An 18,694-nucleotide genomic window follows, 5' to 3' on the forward strand; every position below is an offset into this window, starting at 1 on the left:
AACAATGGATAAAATAAAGTTAGATTCTATCGATGATGCGATAGCTGAGATAAAGAAAGGCAACTTTGTTATAGTTGTGGATGATGAAGACCGAGAAAACGAGGGAGATCTTATTATGGCTGCCGAAGCCGTTACTCCCGAAAAGGTCAATTTTATGGAAACGCATGCACGGGGGCTGATATGCACACCAATAACCGCAGAGCGTTGCGACGAACTGGATCTGCCAATGATGGTAACAAGCAATACGTCTACACACGCTACACCTTTTACCGTGTCGGTCGATTTATTAGGTAATGGTTGTACAACCGGCATATCGGCATTAGATAGGGCTAAAACAATACAGGCAATAGCTAATAAAGAAACTAAACCCGAAGATTTAGGGCGTCCGGGGCATATATTCCCATTGAAGGCAAAAGATAAAGGTGTGCTGAGCCGCATTGGACATACCGAGGCAGCTGTCGATTTGGCAAAACTGGCAGGGATGTATCCAGCCGGAGTGCTTATCGAGATAAAGAAAGAGGATGGAGAAATGGCTCGTCTGCCCGAACTTATTAAGTTTGGCAAAGAGTATGATATTAAAGTTATATCAATAGCCGATCTTGTAAAATACCGTCTTGAACGCGAATCGTTAATAGAAAAAGGTGTAGAGGTAAAAATGCCAACCGAATACGGAGACTTTCGCCTGATACCTTTTAAGCAAAAATCGAACGGACTTGAGCATATAGCCCTTATAAAAGGAACATGGCATAAGGACGAACCTATACTTGTGCGAGTGCATTCGTCGTGTATGACAGGCGATATATTCGGGTCGAAACGTTGCGAGTGTGGCGAACAGTTGCATAAATCGATGGAAATGGTGCAAGAAGAAGGCAAAGGCGTTGTTGTATACCTAAACCAAGAAGGTCGGGGAATTGGCTTAATGGCGAAGATACAAGCCTACAAACTGCAGGAAGAAGGATACGATACAGTAGATGCAAATTTGCATCTCGGTTTTAATGCCGACGAACGTAATTATGGCGTAGGAGCAGCAATATTACGCGAGTTAGGGGTAACAAAAATGCGTTTAATGACCAATAACCCGATTAAAAGAGTGGGATTGGAATCGTTCGGTTTGGAAGTTGTAGAAAATGTTCCTATCGAGATTAAACCGAATTCGTACAATGAATTTTATATGAAAACTAAAAAGGATAAAATGGGGCACGACCTGCATGAAATCTGAAAACAACAAACAAACACTTAATTATGGACTTAAGATCAACATCACAAACTTCGAATTACCAAACATCCGATTTTGTAAGTAAATCGGTACAAGCCACATTATTTCGCAATGTTTATTTGTGGATGACACTGGCTCTTATACTCACAGCTATAACGGCTGTTTTAGTAGCAAACTCGCCCAATATGATTGGTGCTATATTGGCGAACAATATACTATTTTATGGATTGCTAATAGGCGAATTAGCTATTGTATTTATCCTGTCGGCACGTATAAACAAGTTCTCGTTTCAAACGGCAACACTTTTGTTTGTTCTCTATTCCGTACTCAATGGGGTAACAATGTCTATTATATTCATTGCCTTCACTGCAGAATCTATCGGGTTAACCTTCTTTGTTACTGCCGGAACATTTGGAGCAATGGCATTATTCGGAACTATAACAAAGAAAGACCTTTCATCGTGGGGTAATATACTGTTCATGGCTTTGATAGGGCTTATAATTGCATCTGTTGCAAATTGGTTTTTAAAGAGCGAAACGTTTTACTGGATTGTAACCTATGCAGGTGTCCTTATATTTGTAGGATTAACCGCTTACGATGCTCAAAAAATAAAGGTAATGATTCGTCAACATGGGCACGAAATAAACGAAACTACTCAGAAGTTAGCTCTGATGGGTGCTTTATCACTATATCTCGACTTTATAAACCTATTCTTATATCTTCTCAGAATATTTGGTCGCAGAAACTAATAAATAACAATATATTAAATGTAATCATGACACTAGTATCTAATCGTATTGCAAACCTTTCGGCGTCGGAGACTTTAGCAATGTCTCAAAAAAGTGCCGAGTTAAAAGCTCAAGGTATCGATGTTATTAACCTGAGTGTGGGTGAACCCGATTTTTTTACACCACAGCATGTTAAAGATGCTGCAAAAATGGCTATAGAAGATAATTTCTCATTCTATTCGCCTGTTCCGGGTTATTTGCCTCTGAGAAAGGCTATTTGCGATAAATTGAAGAAAGAGAACAATCTGGAGTTTAAGCCCGAACAAATTGTTTGTTCGAACGGGGCAAAACAATCGGTGTGTAACGTTGTACTAAGTGTTGTTAATCCGGGCGACGAGGTAATAATACCTGCTCCGTATTGGGTGAGTTACATTGAAATGGTAAAACTTGCCGAAGGTAAGAGTGTTATTGTTACAGCCGGTATAGAACAGAACTTTAAGATTACATCTGCACAACTCGAAGCGGCAATAACCGATAAAACGAAAGCTATTATATTATGTTCGCCTTCAAATCCAACGGGTAGTGTTTATTCGAAGCAGGAACTTGAAGCGTTGGCTAATGTATTGGCAAAACATCCGCAGATTATTATTATAGCCGACGAAATATACGAGTATATAAACTATGTTGGAAAACATGAGAGTATTGCTCAGTTTGAGAATGTAAGAGACCGCGTGGTTATTATAAACGGAGTATCGAAAGGATATGCTATGACCGGGTGGCGTTTGGGGTGGATTGCTGCACCTCAGTGGCTTGCTTCGGCATGTAATAAGCTACAGGGGCAATATACTTCGGGTCCTTCTTCAATTGCACAAAAAGCTGCGGAAGCTGCATACACCGGCGATCAGTCGTGTGTAGGGGTTATGCGTGTAGCTTTTGAGCGTCGTCGTAACCTTATAGTAAAGCTTGCGAAAGAAATTGAAGGGTTCAAAGTGAACGAGCCGGAGGGCGCATTCTATTTGTTCCCCGACTGTAGCTCTTATTTTGGCAAATCGTACGGAGACAGGAGGATTGAAACATCGGCAGATTTGGCTATGTTCTTACTTGAAGAGGGGCATGTGGCATGTGTTGGCGGTATGGCATTCGGTGCGCCAAATTGCATCCGTTTTTCGTATGCTACTTCCGATGAGAACATTATAGAAGCTATGAGCCGCTTAAAAAACACATTGGCAAAGCTTAGTTAATAACCCTATCTATTATAATATAAGCAGGATATATTTAATAAGTATATCCTGTTTTTTGTTTAGTGGTATTAATTCAATAATTTTACTATTTTTGTATTTAGTGTTAATTAAAATAAAAGGAATTATGGGACTTTCGGATTTCGAAAATGAAAAACAAACAAAACAACAATTGGAAATGAATGCTGCTGCAATGGCATTTCTAAAAGAAACTGCAAAATGGGCTAAAATATTGTCAATAATCGGGTTTGTCGGATTATCGTTTTTAGCGCTTATTGCGGTAATTTCGGGTTTAGCCTTGTCTTCGATGGCTTATGGCGGAGCAACGGGAACAATGCAGATGGTTATAATACTTATAATGGTTGCTATCTATTTTGTTCCGGTATATTATTTGTATCAGTTTGCAACAAAAACGCTTGATGCATTCAGATACGAAGACTCGGAGTCGTTGACGCAGGGACTTAAGAATTTGAAGAGTCATTACATGTTTATCGGTATATTTACTATTATCGTATTATCAATATATTTGCTTATATTTATAGCTGCAGCTATAGGCGCAGCAGCTTTTTAATCTGACATTACATAAATAAAGATAAAACTGTATTTCGGAGAATTCCGGGATACAGTTTTTTATTTTCTTATAGCTTTATCGGGTAAATGTAAAACATAATTTGTTTATTTGAACTGTGTTTACCCTGTAACTCATATAACTATGTATATAGATAATTTGAAGAAAATAAAACGGACGGCTAAATTGGTCAGCATACTTTCGAAGTATGGCTTCGAAACACTTGTTACCCAAACCGGAATAAAGAATCTTATCCCTGATAGTTATATTGAGGCTAACGAAAAGCGGAAAGAAGTTTTTTCCCTCACTTTGTATGAACGTATACGGATGGTGCTCGAAGAATTGGGGCCTGCGTATGTGAAGCTTGGGCAGTTGCTGAGTAACCGAAGCGATATTCTCCCCGAGGAATTGGTTTGCGAGCTTCAAAAACTACAGGACAGGGTACAATCTGTTGATATAGATGTATACGCTTTTCTGAAAGAGGAACTGGACATAGAACCTTCGGCTTTTTTCGAAGATATAAGTGAAAAGCCTATTGCAGCGGCTTCGCTTTCGCAAGTATATACGGCAATATTAAAAGAAAACGGGCAAAAAGTTGTTCTTAAAATAAAGAGAAAAGGGGTACGCGATATTATAGAAGCCGATATTCTGATAATAAAGGACTTTGCTTATTTATTGGAAGAGTATTACGATGCTGCCCGTAAAATAAACCTGCTTAATATTGTCAGAACATTTGAGCAAGCTTTGTATTCCGAATTGTCGTTTACTTTGGAGTTGAGCAATATGGAGCGGTTCAGACGAAACTTTGCCAACGACAAAACAATATATGTTCCGGTAACATATAAAGAGTTTTCGAATACGAATATCCTTTGCATGGAGCACGTCGATGGCATAAAAATATCGGACAAAGAAGCATTGATAAATGAAGGTCTGGAACTGAAGGATATTGCAGCTAAAGCTGTTGACTGCTACATGAAGCAGATTATCGATCATGGTTTTTTTCATGCCGATCCCCATTCGGGTAATCTCTTTGTTTTGACAGACGGGCGTATTGTATTTCTGGATTTTGGAATGGTGGGTAAAATGCTTCCGAAGGATATGGATTATCTGGGCCGCTTTGTTATTCATGCTCTACAAAAAGATACACAACGGCTAATAAAGGTTATAAAACGTATTGCTGTAAAATGCAGTATCCCTAACGAAAACCGTTTTGAGAGGGAATTGTATGATTTTTTGGATATTATTCATGCCGATACAATAAAAGAGCTGGATTTGGCCGATTTGGTAAGACGTTTTAATCGGATGTTGAACGAGAATAGCATAATGTTGCCCGAATATATATACTTACTTGCCAGAGGAATAATATTATTAGAGGGTATAGGCTTGGAACTGGGTTTAGATACCAATGTAATACAAAATATAGAACCTTATGTGAAAAAGCTTATCCGCCAGCGGATGGATCCTCGTTACATTGCAAAACGGGTGTTTAATAAGTTGTATGCATGGGGCGATCGTTTTGAGGAATTACCTGACGATATTCATTCGTTGATACAAAAAATGAACAACGATGAAATAAAAATGACACATACACTGAACGGAATGGAGGGACTCAAAAATTCGATGAACCGTTTAGTTGTTGCAATGTTGGCTTCGTCGTTAGGGGTAGGTTCTGCAATATTGGTTTTGGCAAATGTGCCTCCAATTTTATTCGGAGTGCCTATTATTGGCTATTTTGGCTTTTTATTTGCGGGAATACTAGCTATTATATTAATAATTGCCGTCATAAGAAATAAGTAACTTACCTTACAGATTGATTAACTACAAATAAAAGCGTTCTATTAATGTAGAATAAGTATAGGGCTGTAATATGTCTGATGCGTGTTTATTTAAAAACCTGACACATCTGACAGATTTATTGTTCTTTAAAATTATACTTATTTACTGTCGCGCATCTTATCGATGCTTGCCTTCGTTCATTTTGCCTTGATGCAAAACGAACCAAAAAATCAAGACTGCGCCTGCTGTGCGACCCGCCATTTAGCTTGTTCACTGAACAAAAAATAACTCGCACAAAAGATTGTGCAGACTTTTAAGTCAGGCTATGCTCAAACAGCTTTTTGTTCCGGGCGTTCACTTCGCTAAGCGGGAACCCCGCACATACGGCGAGGTCGGTCCTTTTTGCGAAGCATTTTCTGAGAGCGGCCTTAGCTTCGACGGACAAGGCATGCAGGCGGCAAAGGCGTTAAAAATTAAAAGCTGTTTGAGCAGCTTTAGCTGCGAGTTATTTTTAATTTAGCCTTTACGGCTGCAATGCTGTCCCAAAGAAGGTATAGCTGCAAAATGCCTTTTTGATTCCTTTTGCGGCATAGGGCAAAAGGAATGCAAGTGATCTTCGATCACGCGCAGTAGCGGCAGTAAATTAATAAGTATAATTTTAAAGAACAATTATTCTATTAATGTAGAATTATGTACCCTCTACAATGTAATAAAAGTATACAATAGCAAAGAACCTGACAATTCTTACACATTTCGTTGTTTTTTCAAATCAATAGTTTTTCTTATTCGTATTGACTTTACTGTATAAAAGAACGTTGTAAGGTTTGTTTGTAACTATCCCATATTATATAGATAAACAAGAATCTTATTTCATGTAAAAAAAAGTAAGTTCGGACGATTAAACAAATAATGTGAGTTGATATTTTCTTATTTGTTGTTTAATTCGCTAATTTCGTTGGCTAATAATTGTAATTTCGGGTCGAAAGAAAAGCTATCCGGATAAAATAAATAGATAAAAGTGATTTCAGTTGATAAGTTGACAGTAGAGTTTGGAGGACGGGCTCTCTTCGAAGATATATCGTTTGTTGTTAATAAAAAAGATAGAATAGCTCTTGTCGGAAAAAATGGGGCGGGCAAATCTACGATGCTCAAAATATTTGCAGGTTTACAAGAACCTACAAAAGGTGGAATATCGATGCCCAAAGATTTAACTATTGGGTATCTGCCGCAACAAATGCAATTGGTTGATGGTAATACAGTAATGGAAGAGGCTTCTCTGGCGTTCGATCATGTGCAAAAGTTAGAGAAGGATCTGGAATTAATTAATCGGCAATTGTTGGAACGAACCGACTATGAATCGGCAGAGTATCATGATCTGATTGAAAAGTCTTCTTATCTGAATGAACAATATATGATGTCGGGAGGCGGTAATTTTCTGGCAGAGGTTGAAAAAACATTATTCGGTCTTGGTTTTAAACGTTCAGACTTTGCAAGGCAAACCAGCGAATTTAGTGGTGGCTGGCGTATGCGTATCGAGTTGGCGAAACTATTGCTTAAACGGCCCGATGTACTTCTGTTGGACGAGCCTACCAACCACCTCGATATTGAATCGATACAATGGCTCGAAAGTTTTTTATCTACACGGGCTAATGCAGTGGTGCTTGTGTCGCACGACAGGGCGTTTCTTGATGCAGTAACACAGCGGACAATAGAAATTTCGCTCGGGCGGATTTACGATTATAAAGTGAGTTATTCGAAATACGTCGAATTAAGAAAAGAACGGCGCGAACAGCAACTCAGGGCATACGAGAATCAGCAAAAGCAAATTCAGGATACGGAAGATTTTATCGAAAGGTTTCGTTATAAAGCCACAAAGGCAGTGCAAGTGCAGTCGCGTATAAAGCAACTTGAGAAAATTGATCGGATTGAAGTTGATGAGGAAGATAATTCATCTCTGAATCTTAAATTTCCGCCTGCTCCACGTTCAGGTTCTTACCCAGTGATAGTGGAAAACCTTGCAAAAAGTTACGGCGATCATCTTGTGTTTTCTGATGTTACTTTTACAATAAACAGGGGCGATAAAGTTGCATTTGTCGGAAAAAACGGCGAAGGAAAGTCTACTTTGGTAAAATGTATTATGGACGAAATTTCGTTCGACGGAAAACTCGTACTCGGGCATAATGTAAAAATAGGGTATTTTGCTCAAAACCAAGCCCAACTTCTTGATGGAGAACGAACAGTGTTCGAAACTATCGATTATGTAGCTACAGGAGACATACGTACAAAAATACGCGATATATTAGGAGCATTTATGTTTGGAGGTGAAGCTTCGGATAAGAAAGTGAAAGTATTGTCGGGTGGAGAACGTAGCCGCTTAGCAATGATCCGCTTGTTGCTCGAACCTGTTAATTTATTAATTCTGGATGAGCCTACCAACCATTTGGATATGAAATCGAAAGACGTACTGAAAGATGCTATTAAAGATTTTGATGGTACTGTAATTGTTGTGTCGCACGATCGTGAGTTTCTTGACGGATTGGTCGATAAAGTATACGAGTTTGGTGGCGGACGCGTAAAAGAACATCTTGGAGGGATTTATGAATTTCTTGAACGGAAAAAAATGGATAGCCTTCACGAATTGGAACTAAAGCAGGTTGAAACTAAGGCTAATATACAGGTAGAAGAAACGGTTTCGGATAATAAACTTTCGTACGAAGAGCGTAAAGAAAGGTCGCGCATTATAAAACGTGTGGAAAAACAAGTAGCTGAGGCCGAATTGAATATCGAAAAAATGGAACAGGAGGTAGCAGAAATAGAAACTCTTCTTGCAAAGCCCGAAAATGTGTCCGATACAGCGTTATATGAAAAACATGGCAGTATTAAAAAACAATTGGAACATGAAATGATCCGTTGGGAAGAACTTTCGTCCGAACTGGAAGGATTGCAGAATACGATGTAGGTTCGTGTATAAACGCTTGTTTTTATTGTATTTTACGTTATATTTGCATATTGTTTGAGTTTTTAACAATCGTGTGTAGCATAACGTACTATGAGGAAATACATTAACTTAATTATTATTTCTTTGGTGGTTCTATTCGCATTATCTTCTTGCGGAGAGGGCGACCCTGTGAATTTTCAGGTAAAAATAGAGGATGGCAATAGTATACTGAAGCAAAATACTAAAATATACCTTTCTAAGTATCAATGTCCGGACAATATTATTCCTGTAATATATACTACTGAGTCCGTTAACGAGAAACAGCTAATATCGTTTACTGATAGCATATTCGAACATTATACAGACCTGATTGATGGGTTTGACGATATGGGTATGCTGATTATAGTTAGCCGAAACCCACAGTTGGTGCAAATGAGACTGGGAAGTTACTATTCGCTTGCAGCACGAACAAATGGCTTGTGCCCCGGAAAAGAATATTACGAAACACAGCAACAAGTGTCGGACAAGGGACTCGATTATGTAACCATTCGTATGTTCGATTTGGGAATAAGAAGTCTTCATCATAAAAAAGCACAAGGGTTTAATAATACACAAATATCGGATATAGAAACATATATCAATAAGTTTTTTACGTCGTCGGTTACGCCCAAAGATAAATGGACTTTTAAACTGTTTTTCAAAATACCGACTATAATAGCATATAGCCTTTTAAAACTTATCGGGTCGTTACAATGGACATTGTTGGTTGTGGCTATTTTAGTTGTAATAATAAAAATGAGCGTCAGGACTTTCTTTTACCGTAAAATAAAGAACGAACAAACTAAGGCCGGCGCATACGTTTTGGTTAACTTTTTTATAATAAACCCGCTCTTAATAACTGTAATAACCTCGGCTATATTTTTTGTAGGAGTACCCAGCATGGAAAACATGCTTAGTATTTCTGCCTATAATTTAGGCAATGTAGGCTATCTCGACAAGGTATATCTGACCTACGAAATGCAGTCGAGTTTTTGGTTAGGCCTTTTGTTTATTAGTTTGTATGTAATACGCAGTGTGCTGAAACTAATGACAAAGGAACTGATTCGGGTGGCAAATAAAACGGAAGAAGAATCTGATATTCAGAATACATCCGAAGCATTGGGGCAGTTTGTGGGAACGGTAGGCTTATTTGCTATTTTATTTATGCCTGTAACAATGATATATATGTTTATTGCTATTTTAACACCGTTTGTTATAAGTAATGCAGTTACATATTTTTACATTGCTAAAAAGCTCCATAGTTACGGGCATTGGAAACAATCGTTATCTATTTTAATTCTGGTTCCGATATTTTGCATGTTGGGGTTAGGCGGAAGTTATTTTTTTCACAGGTATAAGTTCGACGAGGAAGCTAAAATCCGTGCCGAGAAAGTATCAGCTCCTCTAGGTGCTTCGTTAATAACCGGCAACTATGTGGCAACTGTGTATAAATCTAATTATACAGAACTGAAGCATCAGGCTTCAATTGTTCCCGACCGCCTTGTTGAAGGAAAATATCAGCTTGTGGTACCAAGGCAACTGCGCAACGATTTTTATTTAGACTCGCTTTCGCTTGCTATAAATTTCGAATCGGCAGGAGATGCAGATGTTTATCTGGTTGATAACGACATATTCATCGAAATGCAACATAAGGGCGAACGCTGGTTGTTTGCCAAAGATGGAACCAATACTTCGCTACCTGTTGCAAAACAACAGGAAACAAAGAAAACAGAGATACAAGATATTGAGAGTAAAAGTAGCAGTAGCTCAACTCGTACAGCAGTAACGTCTCCGAATAGGGAAGTGCCCCCCAAAAATGTAAAAACGCCTCGACCAGCTGTTCGCCCTGAAACACAATCTAATTCTCAGCCGAAACCTGCAGTAAATTCATCATTGCCTCCAAAACAAGAGCCTCCACAGAGACGAGAACCGGGGTATACGGTAGAAGTATACGGAAACGGGAACAGATATTCGGGTTATGTAAACGAGTATAACCAGCGCCATGGAAAAGGTACTTATGAGTGGGCTAACGGAAATAAATATACCGGAAACTGGATAAACGGAAAAGGAACAGGTCAGGGTATTTATTACTCAAGGGAAGGCTGGCGATTCGAAGGCTCGTTTGTTGACCTGAAATTTCATGGTAATGGCATTTATTATCATAAAAATGGTAAAGCCCAGAAAGGTGTATGGAGTAATGGAGTCTTACAAAATCTGGTAAAATAGCCGATTCAAATTAACTGGTACATCCCTCCGGGTTGAGGTTTTATGAGCCCCGCCATTTCCATTTCCAACAGAATAAAAAACAGTTGAGAAACAGGGATTTCTGTTTCGACCGATAATAGGTTCACATGTGTTGAGTCGGATTGTTGCAGAACATCATATATTTTCTGTTGTTCTTCGGTTAAGTTAAGGAATAATTCTTTCTGTTTCGGTACTGTTTTGGTTGTGGTGTTGCTCCAATTCATATTATCCATAAAATCATCGGCCGATAAAATAACTCCCGCTTTATTGTCTAGTATCAATTTATTGCAGCCTCGCGAATAAGGGTCGGAAATTCGTCCCGGCAAGGAGAATATCTGCTTGTTATATGAGTTGGCAATGTCGGCTGTGATTAGTGAACCTCCTTTCATATCCGATTCAACAACTATAACAGCATCGGCCATTCCGGCAACAATACGGTTACGCCGAACAAAGTTGTGCTTGTCGGGTTCGGTATTGCTGGGGAATTCGGTTAACAATCCACCTTGTTCAAGCATATCTACGGCTGTTTTCCGATGAACAGACGGATATATTCTGTCGAGCCCGTGAGCAAGCACACCTACTGTGGGAAGCCCTGCTTTTAGTGCCGATCTGTGGGCTTGTATATCAATTCCATAAGCTAAGCCGCTAACAATTAATACATCAGGATGTTTTAATGCTAAATCTTGTAAAAAAGTTTCGCAAAAACTGTTACCGTAGTTTGTCGATTTACGTGTACCGACTATGCTCACTATTTTCTGGTTATTTAAATCCGCATTTCCTTTGTAATAGAGTAAGATAGGGGCATCGGTGCAGTCTTTTAAGCGTAAAGGATAGTTGTTGTCTTTTATAAAGTATGTTTTTAGTTTGTTTTTCTCCACAAACTTCATTTCTTTTTCTGCCAAGCGAAAGACTTCGGGATCGAGAATGGCATCAACTATTTTAGCCGATATATTGTGTATAGCCATCAAGGCTTTACGCCCCGATTTAAAAACTGCTTCTTCACTGCCCATTATATCAAGAAGGTTACGGGCTATAATGTCGCCCACTCCTTTTATTTGAGTGAGGGCTATCTGATAGAATAACTGCGATTGTTGGTTCATTATAGCAAATATAGATTTTTGGAAAATAAAAACGAAATTTCGGACTTATTATAATTATCTTTGAATACTAAATAGGGCGTTTTATGGATATATATAGATATATGAAGAAGTTTAACCAGATAGATAATGTCAGGTTAAAGCTTTTGGCATTGTGGGCAATGCATGTTACAGGAAGGCGATATATCGGGGTGTTCTTCGATCCGGTTTTAGCGTGTAATCTTCGATGCAAGATGTGCTATTTCAGCGATGAGAAGAAGCGTAAGGAACTGAAAGGAATAATGACTGCCCAGCAGGTAAAACATGTTAGCGAGGCCTTTTTTAGCCGAGCCGTGAAGGTGCAAATAGGTTGCGGTGCCGAACCTACCTTGTATAAGGCTGTTCCAGATATAATAAAAGAGGCTAAAAAACAAAAGGTTCCGTATGTATCGATAACAACCAATGCCAATTTATTGACAGAGGAATTAGTGAAAAGCTATCTTGAAGCCGGGCTTGATGAATTTACAATATCGATGCATGGGGTTACAAAGGATATATATGAGTATTTTATGACCAATGCCGATTACGACACCTTTTGCCGTGTGTTAAACCTAATATCGGAAGCAAAAAGAAAATATAATTTTAAACTGAGGATAAACTATACTATAAATGAAAAAAATCTGGAAGATTTGAATAATCTGTTCAATGTATTCGGAGATATTAATATAGATATACTGCAATTGCGCCCTATTGAGAATATAGGGGATGCCGAGTATAATAATTACGACCGTTCGGCTCTTGTTGACAGGTATGACGATGTTATTGACAAAGTAAAGCAAGAAGCTATTTCTCGGAATATAACCTGTTTGGCTCCGTCTATGCAGCAAGTAATGTCGCCAAAACAAACAAAAGGTAGTTCTATAATATCAGCTTTGGCATATTGCTATGTTTCTCCCGAATTTTATTGGAAATCGGATTTTAATAAAGAATCGGATACATTTGCTACTTATAGTAAACGTACTGGTTTAGCTAAACAAATTTTTAAGATGATTTTTAAAAGTACAGAAAAACTAGACGAATATAGCAAACATCTTAATTACGAAATAAACTAACAATAGCATAATGGAACTAAAAAAACTGACCGATCAGGTCTGCGAAGTAGCTGTAAAAGCCGGAAAGTATTTAGAAGAACAGCGTTTGAATTTTGACGCAGATAAAATTGAAGAAAAGCAGGAACATGATTATGTTTCGTATGTGGATCAACAAACCGAAAAACTTTTGCTTGACGAATTGTCGGCATTGCTGCCACAGGCAGGGTTTGTAACCGAAGAGGGATTTGGTGTATTTAACGATGAAGAATACTGCTGGGTTATTGATCCATTGGACGGAACAACAAATTTTATAAACGATTTTGCTCCATATTGCGTTAGTATTGCACTAAAGAATAAAGAAGAACTGCTTATAGGCGTTGTTTATGAGGTTTGCCGTAAAGAGTGTTTTTCGGCATATAAAGGAGGAGGGGCGTATTTAGATGGTAAACAAATCAAGGTTTCCGATATAAAAGATATGGGTAAATCTCTGATAGGGTTGGAATTGCCTTATAATGTGTCGTTTAAGCCGGCTCTTATCCACCTGATAAATGATTTATATGGTAAGGCCAGTAGTCTGCGTATTAATGGCTCGGCGGCAATGTCGCTTTGTTATGTTGCTTGTGGCAGATATGGAGCATGGTTAGAGGCTTACCTGAAAACATGGGACTACTCGGCGGGTGTGTTAATTGTAGAAGAGGCAGGCGGTACAGTAACTAACCTCTCGGGAGGAAATCTTAAATGGGGCGAACATAATCTGATTGCCAGTAATGGGCACTTCCATACGTATTTGGTCGATTTGTTAAAACCTTTGGTCTCCGATTTAAAATAAAATATTATGAAGTTAGAACGAAAAGTTATTACTCCATATTTAACGTTTTTATTTGTGGTTGTCGCTATTTCGGGCATGCTTATGCTTTTTCATATTTTTGACGATTACACAAAGGTGGTTCACGAATTATTGGGGGCGGTATTTGTTTTGTTTTCCATTTTTCATGTAATTCTTAATTGGAAAAGCCTTAAAAGCCATTTTAAAAATAAAGTGTTTATTATTTCGGGCATCGTTATATTACTGTTTTCAACAGCATTTGTTTTAGCAGGAAAGTTACACCCCAACCACGAACAAATTGTGATGGAAAAACTTGCGGAAGCTCCGATTTCGGAAAGCTTTAGTATTTTGAAACTCGATTATGATGAAGTGGAGAAAATACTTAATGAAAATGATATTGTTATTGGCAACTCGAAAACTATAAAAGATATTGGGTTGAATAATAAAAAATCGGTTAAAGATATAATAGAATTAATTATTGAATAGTGCGAATGGGCACAGTTCATTTATATACTTATATCGTTACTAATTAATTATATACTCGAAAAAGATATGTTTTAAGCCAACCGCAAGTGTATTTTATCTTCGGCAAATACATTTACGGTTGGTTGCGTTTTATGCGTTATGTTGCTTTTCAAATTCTTTAGGAGTCATTCCAAACTGTTTTTGGAATAGTTTTATGAAGTAGGACGAAGAATTAATCCCCACCAGATAACATACCTCACCAACCCTGTATTCTCCACTCTGAATAAGTTCGGCTGCTTTTTTCAGACGTATCAGACGAATAAAGTCGGTGGGTGCTAATTCTGTCAATGCTTTTATTTTGCGATGCAAACTCGACCGGCTCATAAAAACACTTTCTGCTAACTTTTCGACATTAAAATTAGAATCGGTTATATTTTCCTGAATCGTGTTTATTACTTTCTCCATAAACTGCTCGTCAGCTTTGTTCATGCCCATATGTTGTATCGGAATGAATGGCTTTCTCATAAAGGCTTCTTTTTCGCGTCGGCGGTTACTCAATAATGTTGTTAATTGAGTTTGCAGATGATTTAGCGAGAATGGCTTTTCTACATAAGCATCAGCTCCCATTTCTAAACCATGTATTTTGCTGTTTAAATCGTTTTTAGCTGTAAGCAATACAACCGGAATATGACTGTACTCTAAGTTCGATTTGATGTTTTTACACAGTTCAAAGCCATCCATTTCGGGCATCATTATATCAGTCAATACTAGGCCGATACTATTTTTTTCCAGTATTTTTAATGCATCAACTCCGTTTGTTGCTTTTTCAATATTATATTGCTCGTTAAGCTTATCGGCTATAAATGTTTGCATTTCAATATTGTCTTCAACAATAAGTATTGTATCGGCATTCGATTTTTTCGTTTTACTTTCGGATTCGATTTCAGATTCTTTTAATATGTAGTTTTCGTCTTCATCGTTTTCCTCAATTTTTCCGGCCTTTTTATTTTCTAACGGTAGCTCCAGAATGAATTCGTTGAGGCTGTCTTTTTCTCTAAAATACAATTCTCCATCGTGTAGTTTGGTTAGCGATAAGGCTAAAGACAGCCCGATACCCGAACTGGAGTTTGCATTTCTTGTTTTGTTGACCTGATAAAATGGATCGAATATTTTCTCGCCCAATTCTTTGGGTATCAATTCTCCATCGTTTGTAAATCTGATAATAAAATGCGAATTATGTATAAATAGTTCCACATCTATGTGTTTGTTTGAATAACGCAATGCGTTAGAAAACAAGTTGTTCAGTATTTTAGTGAAGGCCTCAGTGTCAACCGGAGCAAATATTTTTGATTGAGGCAATGTTAGTTTAATCTCTTTATCTTGATGTATTGCAGCCTGTTCGAATTGGTTATATATATTACTAACAAATTCGGATATATCGATAATAGATAAATTAAGGAGAAAATTATTGCTGTCTACCTTTCTGAAATCTAATAACTGATTGACTAAACTTAGTAGCGAAGAGGTATTTTTACTCATTATATTGAGATTTTTCTTTATCTCCGGATCGTTAATTTCCATTTCCTGCATCGACTCTAAAGGGCCGTTAATCAATGTTATCGGGGTGCGTATTTCGTGTGCGATATTTGTAAAGAACTCAACTTTAGAACTGTAAAGTTCTTTTTCCTTTTCTATTTCGAATAGTTTTTGTTTCTCGCTATGGCTTTTGTCTGTTCTTTTTTTGTACCAGTAAGCATAATAATAAACAGCAAAAATAGCCATGAACAGGTAGATTGTTATAGCTAGGTTGGATTGCCACCAAGGTGGTAATATTGTTATTTCGATAGATGTTCCGGCTTCGTTCCATACACCATCGTTATTACTGCCTTTTACCTTGAATGTGTATTTTCCCGGAGGGAGCTTTGCATACGATGCAGTGTGGTTATTGGTTGTGTATGTCCAATCTTCGTCTATATTCTCCATTTTATATGCATATTTGTTTGCCGACGAAGCAACATAGCTTAAGGCAACAAAATCGAAACCAATATTCGATTGGGTATGATCGAGTGTAATTTTATCAGTATGAATAATGCTTTTAGACAGAGGAGATTCGGGGGTTGTCAGTCTTACTTCTTTGTTAAATATTGTAAGTTTAGTAATGTATACGGGCGGTATGAAGGTATTCTCTTTAAATTGGTCTGGATTAAAAGCAATCATTCCCTCCAAGCCTCCAATATAAAGCTTGCCTGAACTGGAAACTAGTGCCGATTTATAATTGAACTGGTTACTGGGTAATCCGTCGTTTTTAGTGAATACTCTTACACTTTCGTTAAGCGGGTTAAACCTGACTAATCCGTTGTTTGTCCCAAACCACAAACTTCGTGATTTATCTTCTAGTATTTTATAGGCTACATCGTCGGGTAGCCCGTTGGCTACTGAGTATGTTGTAAAATTATCTTGCGATTTGTTATATCGGCATATACCTCCCCTGTCGGTCGAAAACCATATTTCACCTGTGCTGGTTTCTGTAATATCGGTTGCCGAATTCGAACTTAAAGATTTTGGGTTTTTCGGGTCGTTAAGGTAGTGTTCTATTTGGTCTGCTTTCGGATTATATTTGAATACACCATTCCCCATGGTTGCAGCCCATATATTGCCTTCCGAATCTTCCATTATGTCATAAATAAAGCTAAGTCCGAACTGATCTTGCAAAACAAAGTTTTTGAGGCTCTTGTCTCCTAAATAAACTCCCCATGCATTGCCTATCCAAATCCGATTGTGACGGCCTTCACATATTTCGAATATACTTGATTCGTTAAGGTTGAGGTCTTTTCCCGAATAATGGTGTGTTGTCATTTGTGGTAATTGAAGTACATCAAGCCCGTTTTTAAAGTATCCTACCCACACTCTATCGTCGTTTAACAAAAAGCCTAAAACGCTGTTGTTGTACAATGGGCCATCGGCTCCACTGCCTATTTTAGTAAATGTATTTGTTTTAGGATTATATATATCTAAGCCGGCGTCTTCTGTTGCAATCCATATATTGCCATCCTTATCCTCCTGTAATTCCCTTATACGTTTACTTCTGATCGAATTTTTATTATTGAGAGGTACAAAGCGTTCAAATTCCATTCCCCGTTTTGGTAAATAGTTTACACCACCGAAATTGGTTCCTATCCAGATGCCATCTTCTCTGTCTTTGTAAATTCTCTCGATAACATTGTCCGAAATAGAAAACGAAGACATTAAATCGACATGGATACGGCTAACTTTATCTTCCAGTTCGTTAATAACGTATACTCCGGCTTGAGTTCCAACCCATAATTCGTCTTTAATACAAATAAGATGTCGTATTATTTTATAGTGTACATCGGGGGCATTAACATCTGATAGGGTGTTGCGGCGTTTATTTAATTTTCGGAGCCTGCCTTCGTGTATTCCAACAACAAGTTCATCGCCATAATCACACATTGTATATATGTTTTCATCTTTAAGCGAATCGCCGTTTCGGTCGCCCAGATATTGAGCAAACGAATCATTTTTTTTGTCATATAAATATACTCCACCACCATTGGTTCCTATCCAAACCATTCCGTTTTGTTCAATACACATACATTGAGGATTTCCCTGATCGGGCAAATCCGTACTGCCTATGGCATAGTGGTGTAGTTTTTTTTCGATAGTGTTATATCTGAATAGTCCTTGATTGGGTATAATAATCCATATGTTATTGTCTAAATCCGATTTTATGTCGGCAACCCAGTCGTAAATATATATGTTATTGGATGTACTGTCGTTAAACGAGGTAAACGTTTCTAATACAGGATCGAAAATAAAGATACCCATATCGGTTCCTAACCACATTTTTTTATCGGTATGCTCGTAAAGTACTGCTATATTGTTATTTCCCCGTTCAGACACTGGGTCGTAGCAATCGTATACTTTAATAGATGTGCCATCGTATCGGTTCAGGCGGTTACGGGTGCCAAACCACATAAATCCGTAGCTATCCTGTATAATAGATTTCACATTGTTCTGGGAAAGTCCTTTTTCTCCATCTATTTTAGTGAAGTAGTAATTGAAATTGCTAACAGCTTCGGCAGCAGAGGCTAACGAGCAACTTAAAATAATTCCAAAAAGCAAACAAAAGATTCTCATGGTTGGTGTGCTTATATAAAAAATAATCAATTCTGCTAAATACAAATATAAACATATTGACAGAGAAATCGGTGTCAAAAAGTAAAAGAATTGTCGCACAGCCCGACGGGCTTTGTATGTGACGCACAAAATAGTACGCTTGTTTTATTATTTGGTGCAAGCTTTTTTAATAAGGTGATTGAAGGGATATATATTTGTGTTTAAGATTTATTATTAATCATTCGAATAGCTTCGCTTCATTTATACCATGTGACACCGAGGAAAACCAAAAAGCCCAAGAATAAATCTTAAGCAGCTTTTAATAAATAATTGCTCAGACAATAAAAGTAAA

The 18,694-nt window shown here is 37.8% G+C and carries 12 protein-coding genes; 10 read left to right on the forward strand and 2 right to left on the reverse strand.

All coding sequences use genetic code 11. The features are described from left to right. Positions 1 to 4: 4 nt before the first annotated feature. From D0T53_RS01555 to D0T53_RS01585, 7 genes are all read left to right on the forward strand, one after another. Complete coding sequence (locus D0T53_RS01555; protein ID WP_163264365.1) at positions 5 to 1,219, forward strand: bifunctional 3,4-dihydroxy-2-butanone-4-phosphate synthase/GTP cyclohydrolase II; 1,215 nt, start codon at positions 5 to 7, stop codon at positions 1,217 to 1,219. A 23-nt stretch (positions 1,220 to 1,242) separates the two neighbouring features. Then, on the forward strand, positions 1,243 to 1,965 hold the full coding sequence (locus tag D0T53_RS01560) for a Bax inhibitor-1/YccA family protein (protein ID WP_163264367.1): 723 nt from the start codon (positions 1,243 to 1,245) through the stop codon (positions 1,963 to 1,965). Positions 1,966 to 1,991: 26 nt separating this feature from the next. Then, a complete protein-coding gene (locus tag D0T53_RS01565) occupies positions 1,992 to 3,185 on the forward strand; it encodes a pyridoxal phosphate-dependent aminotransferase (protein ID WP_163264369.1) in 1,194 nt (397 codons plus the stop codon). Positions 3,186 to 3,309: 124 nt separating this feature from the next. Further along, positions 3,310 to 3,753: a hypothetical protein gene (locus D0T53_RS01570; RefSeq protein ID WP_163264372.1), complete on the forward strand. Its 444-nt coding sequence runs from the start codon at positions 3,310 to 3,312 to the stop codon at positions 3,751 to 3,753. A gap of 141 nt (positions 3,754 to 3,894) precedes the next feature. Continuing rightward, a complete protein-coding gene (locus D0T53_RS01575) occupies positions 3,895 to 5,547 on the forward strand; it encodes an AarF/ABC1/UbiB kinase family protein (protein ID WP_163264374.1) in 1,653 nt (550 codons plus the stop codon). Between the two features lie 997 nt (positions 5,548 to 6,544). Then, positions 6,545 to 8,485: an ABC-F family ATP-binding cassette domain-containing protein gene (locus D0T53_RS01580; RefSeq protein ID WP_163264376.1), complete on the forward strand. Its 1,941-nt coding sequence runs from the start codon at positions 6,545 to 6,547 to the stop codon at positions 8,483 to 8,485. 90 nt (positions 8,486 to 8,575) lie between these two features. Further along, complete coding sequence (locus D0T53_RS01585; RefSeq protein ID WP_163264378.1) at positions 8,576 to 10,729, forward strand: MORN repeat-containing protein; 2,154 nt, start codon at positions 8,576 to 8,578, stop codon at positions 10,727 to 10,729. Between the two features lie 5 nt (positions 10,730 to 10,734). On the opposite strand, the gene dprA is transcribed toward D0T53_RS01585, so the two are convergent. Beyond that, complete coding sequence (dprA, locus tag D0T53_RS01590) at positions 10,735 to 11,850, reverse strand: DNA-processing protein DprA (protein ID WP_370457770.1); 1,116 nt, start codon at positions 11,848 to 11,850, stop codon at positions 10,735 to 10,737. 80 nt (positions 11,851 to 11,930) lie between these two features. On the opposite strand from dprA, the gene D0T53_RS01595 reads away from it, so the two are divergent. Genes D0T53_RS01595 through D0T53_RS01605 form a run of 3 tightly spaced genes read left to right on the forward strand, consistent with a single transcriptional unit; the run spans position 11,931 to position 14,226 of the window. Next, complete coding sequence (locus D0T53_RS01595; RefSeq protein WP_163264382.1) at positions 11,931 to 12,935, forward strand: radical SAM protein; 1,005 nt, start codon at positions 11,931 to 11,933, stop codon at positions 12,933 to 12,935. A gap of 10 nt (positions 12,936 to 12,945) precedes the next feature. Next, complete coding sequence (locus D0T53_RS01600; RefSeq protein ID WP_163264384.1) at positions 12,946 to 13,743, forward strand: inositol monophosphatase family protein; 798 nt, start codon at positions 12,946 to 12,948, stop codon at positions 13,741 to 13,743. A 6-nt stretch (positions 13,744 to 13,749) separates the two neighbouring features. Beyond that, positions 13,750 to 14,226, forward strand: a complete 477-nt coding sequence (locus D0T53_RS01605; protein WP_163264386.1) for a DUF4405 domain-containing protein — start codon at positions 13,750 to 13,752, stop codon at positions 14,224 to 14,226. Between the two features lie 129 nt (positions 14,227 to 14,355). Here the strand turns inward: D0T53_RS01605 and D0T53_RS01610 are convergent, their stop codons facing one another. Continuing rightward, complete coding sequence (locus tag D0T53_RS01610; protein ID WP_163264388.1) at positions 14,356 to 18,363, reverse strand: two-component regulator propeller domain-containing protein; 4,008 nt, start codon at positions 18,361 to 18,363, stop codon at positions 14,356 to 14,358. Between the last annotated feature and the right edge of the window lie 331 nt (positions 18,364 to 18,694).

Source organism: Dysgonomonas sp. 216 (genome assembly GCF_010501065.1).
GTDB lineage: Bacteria > Bacteroidota > Bacteroidia > Bacteroidales > Dysgonomonadaceae > QVMM01.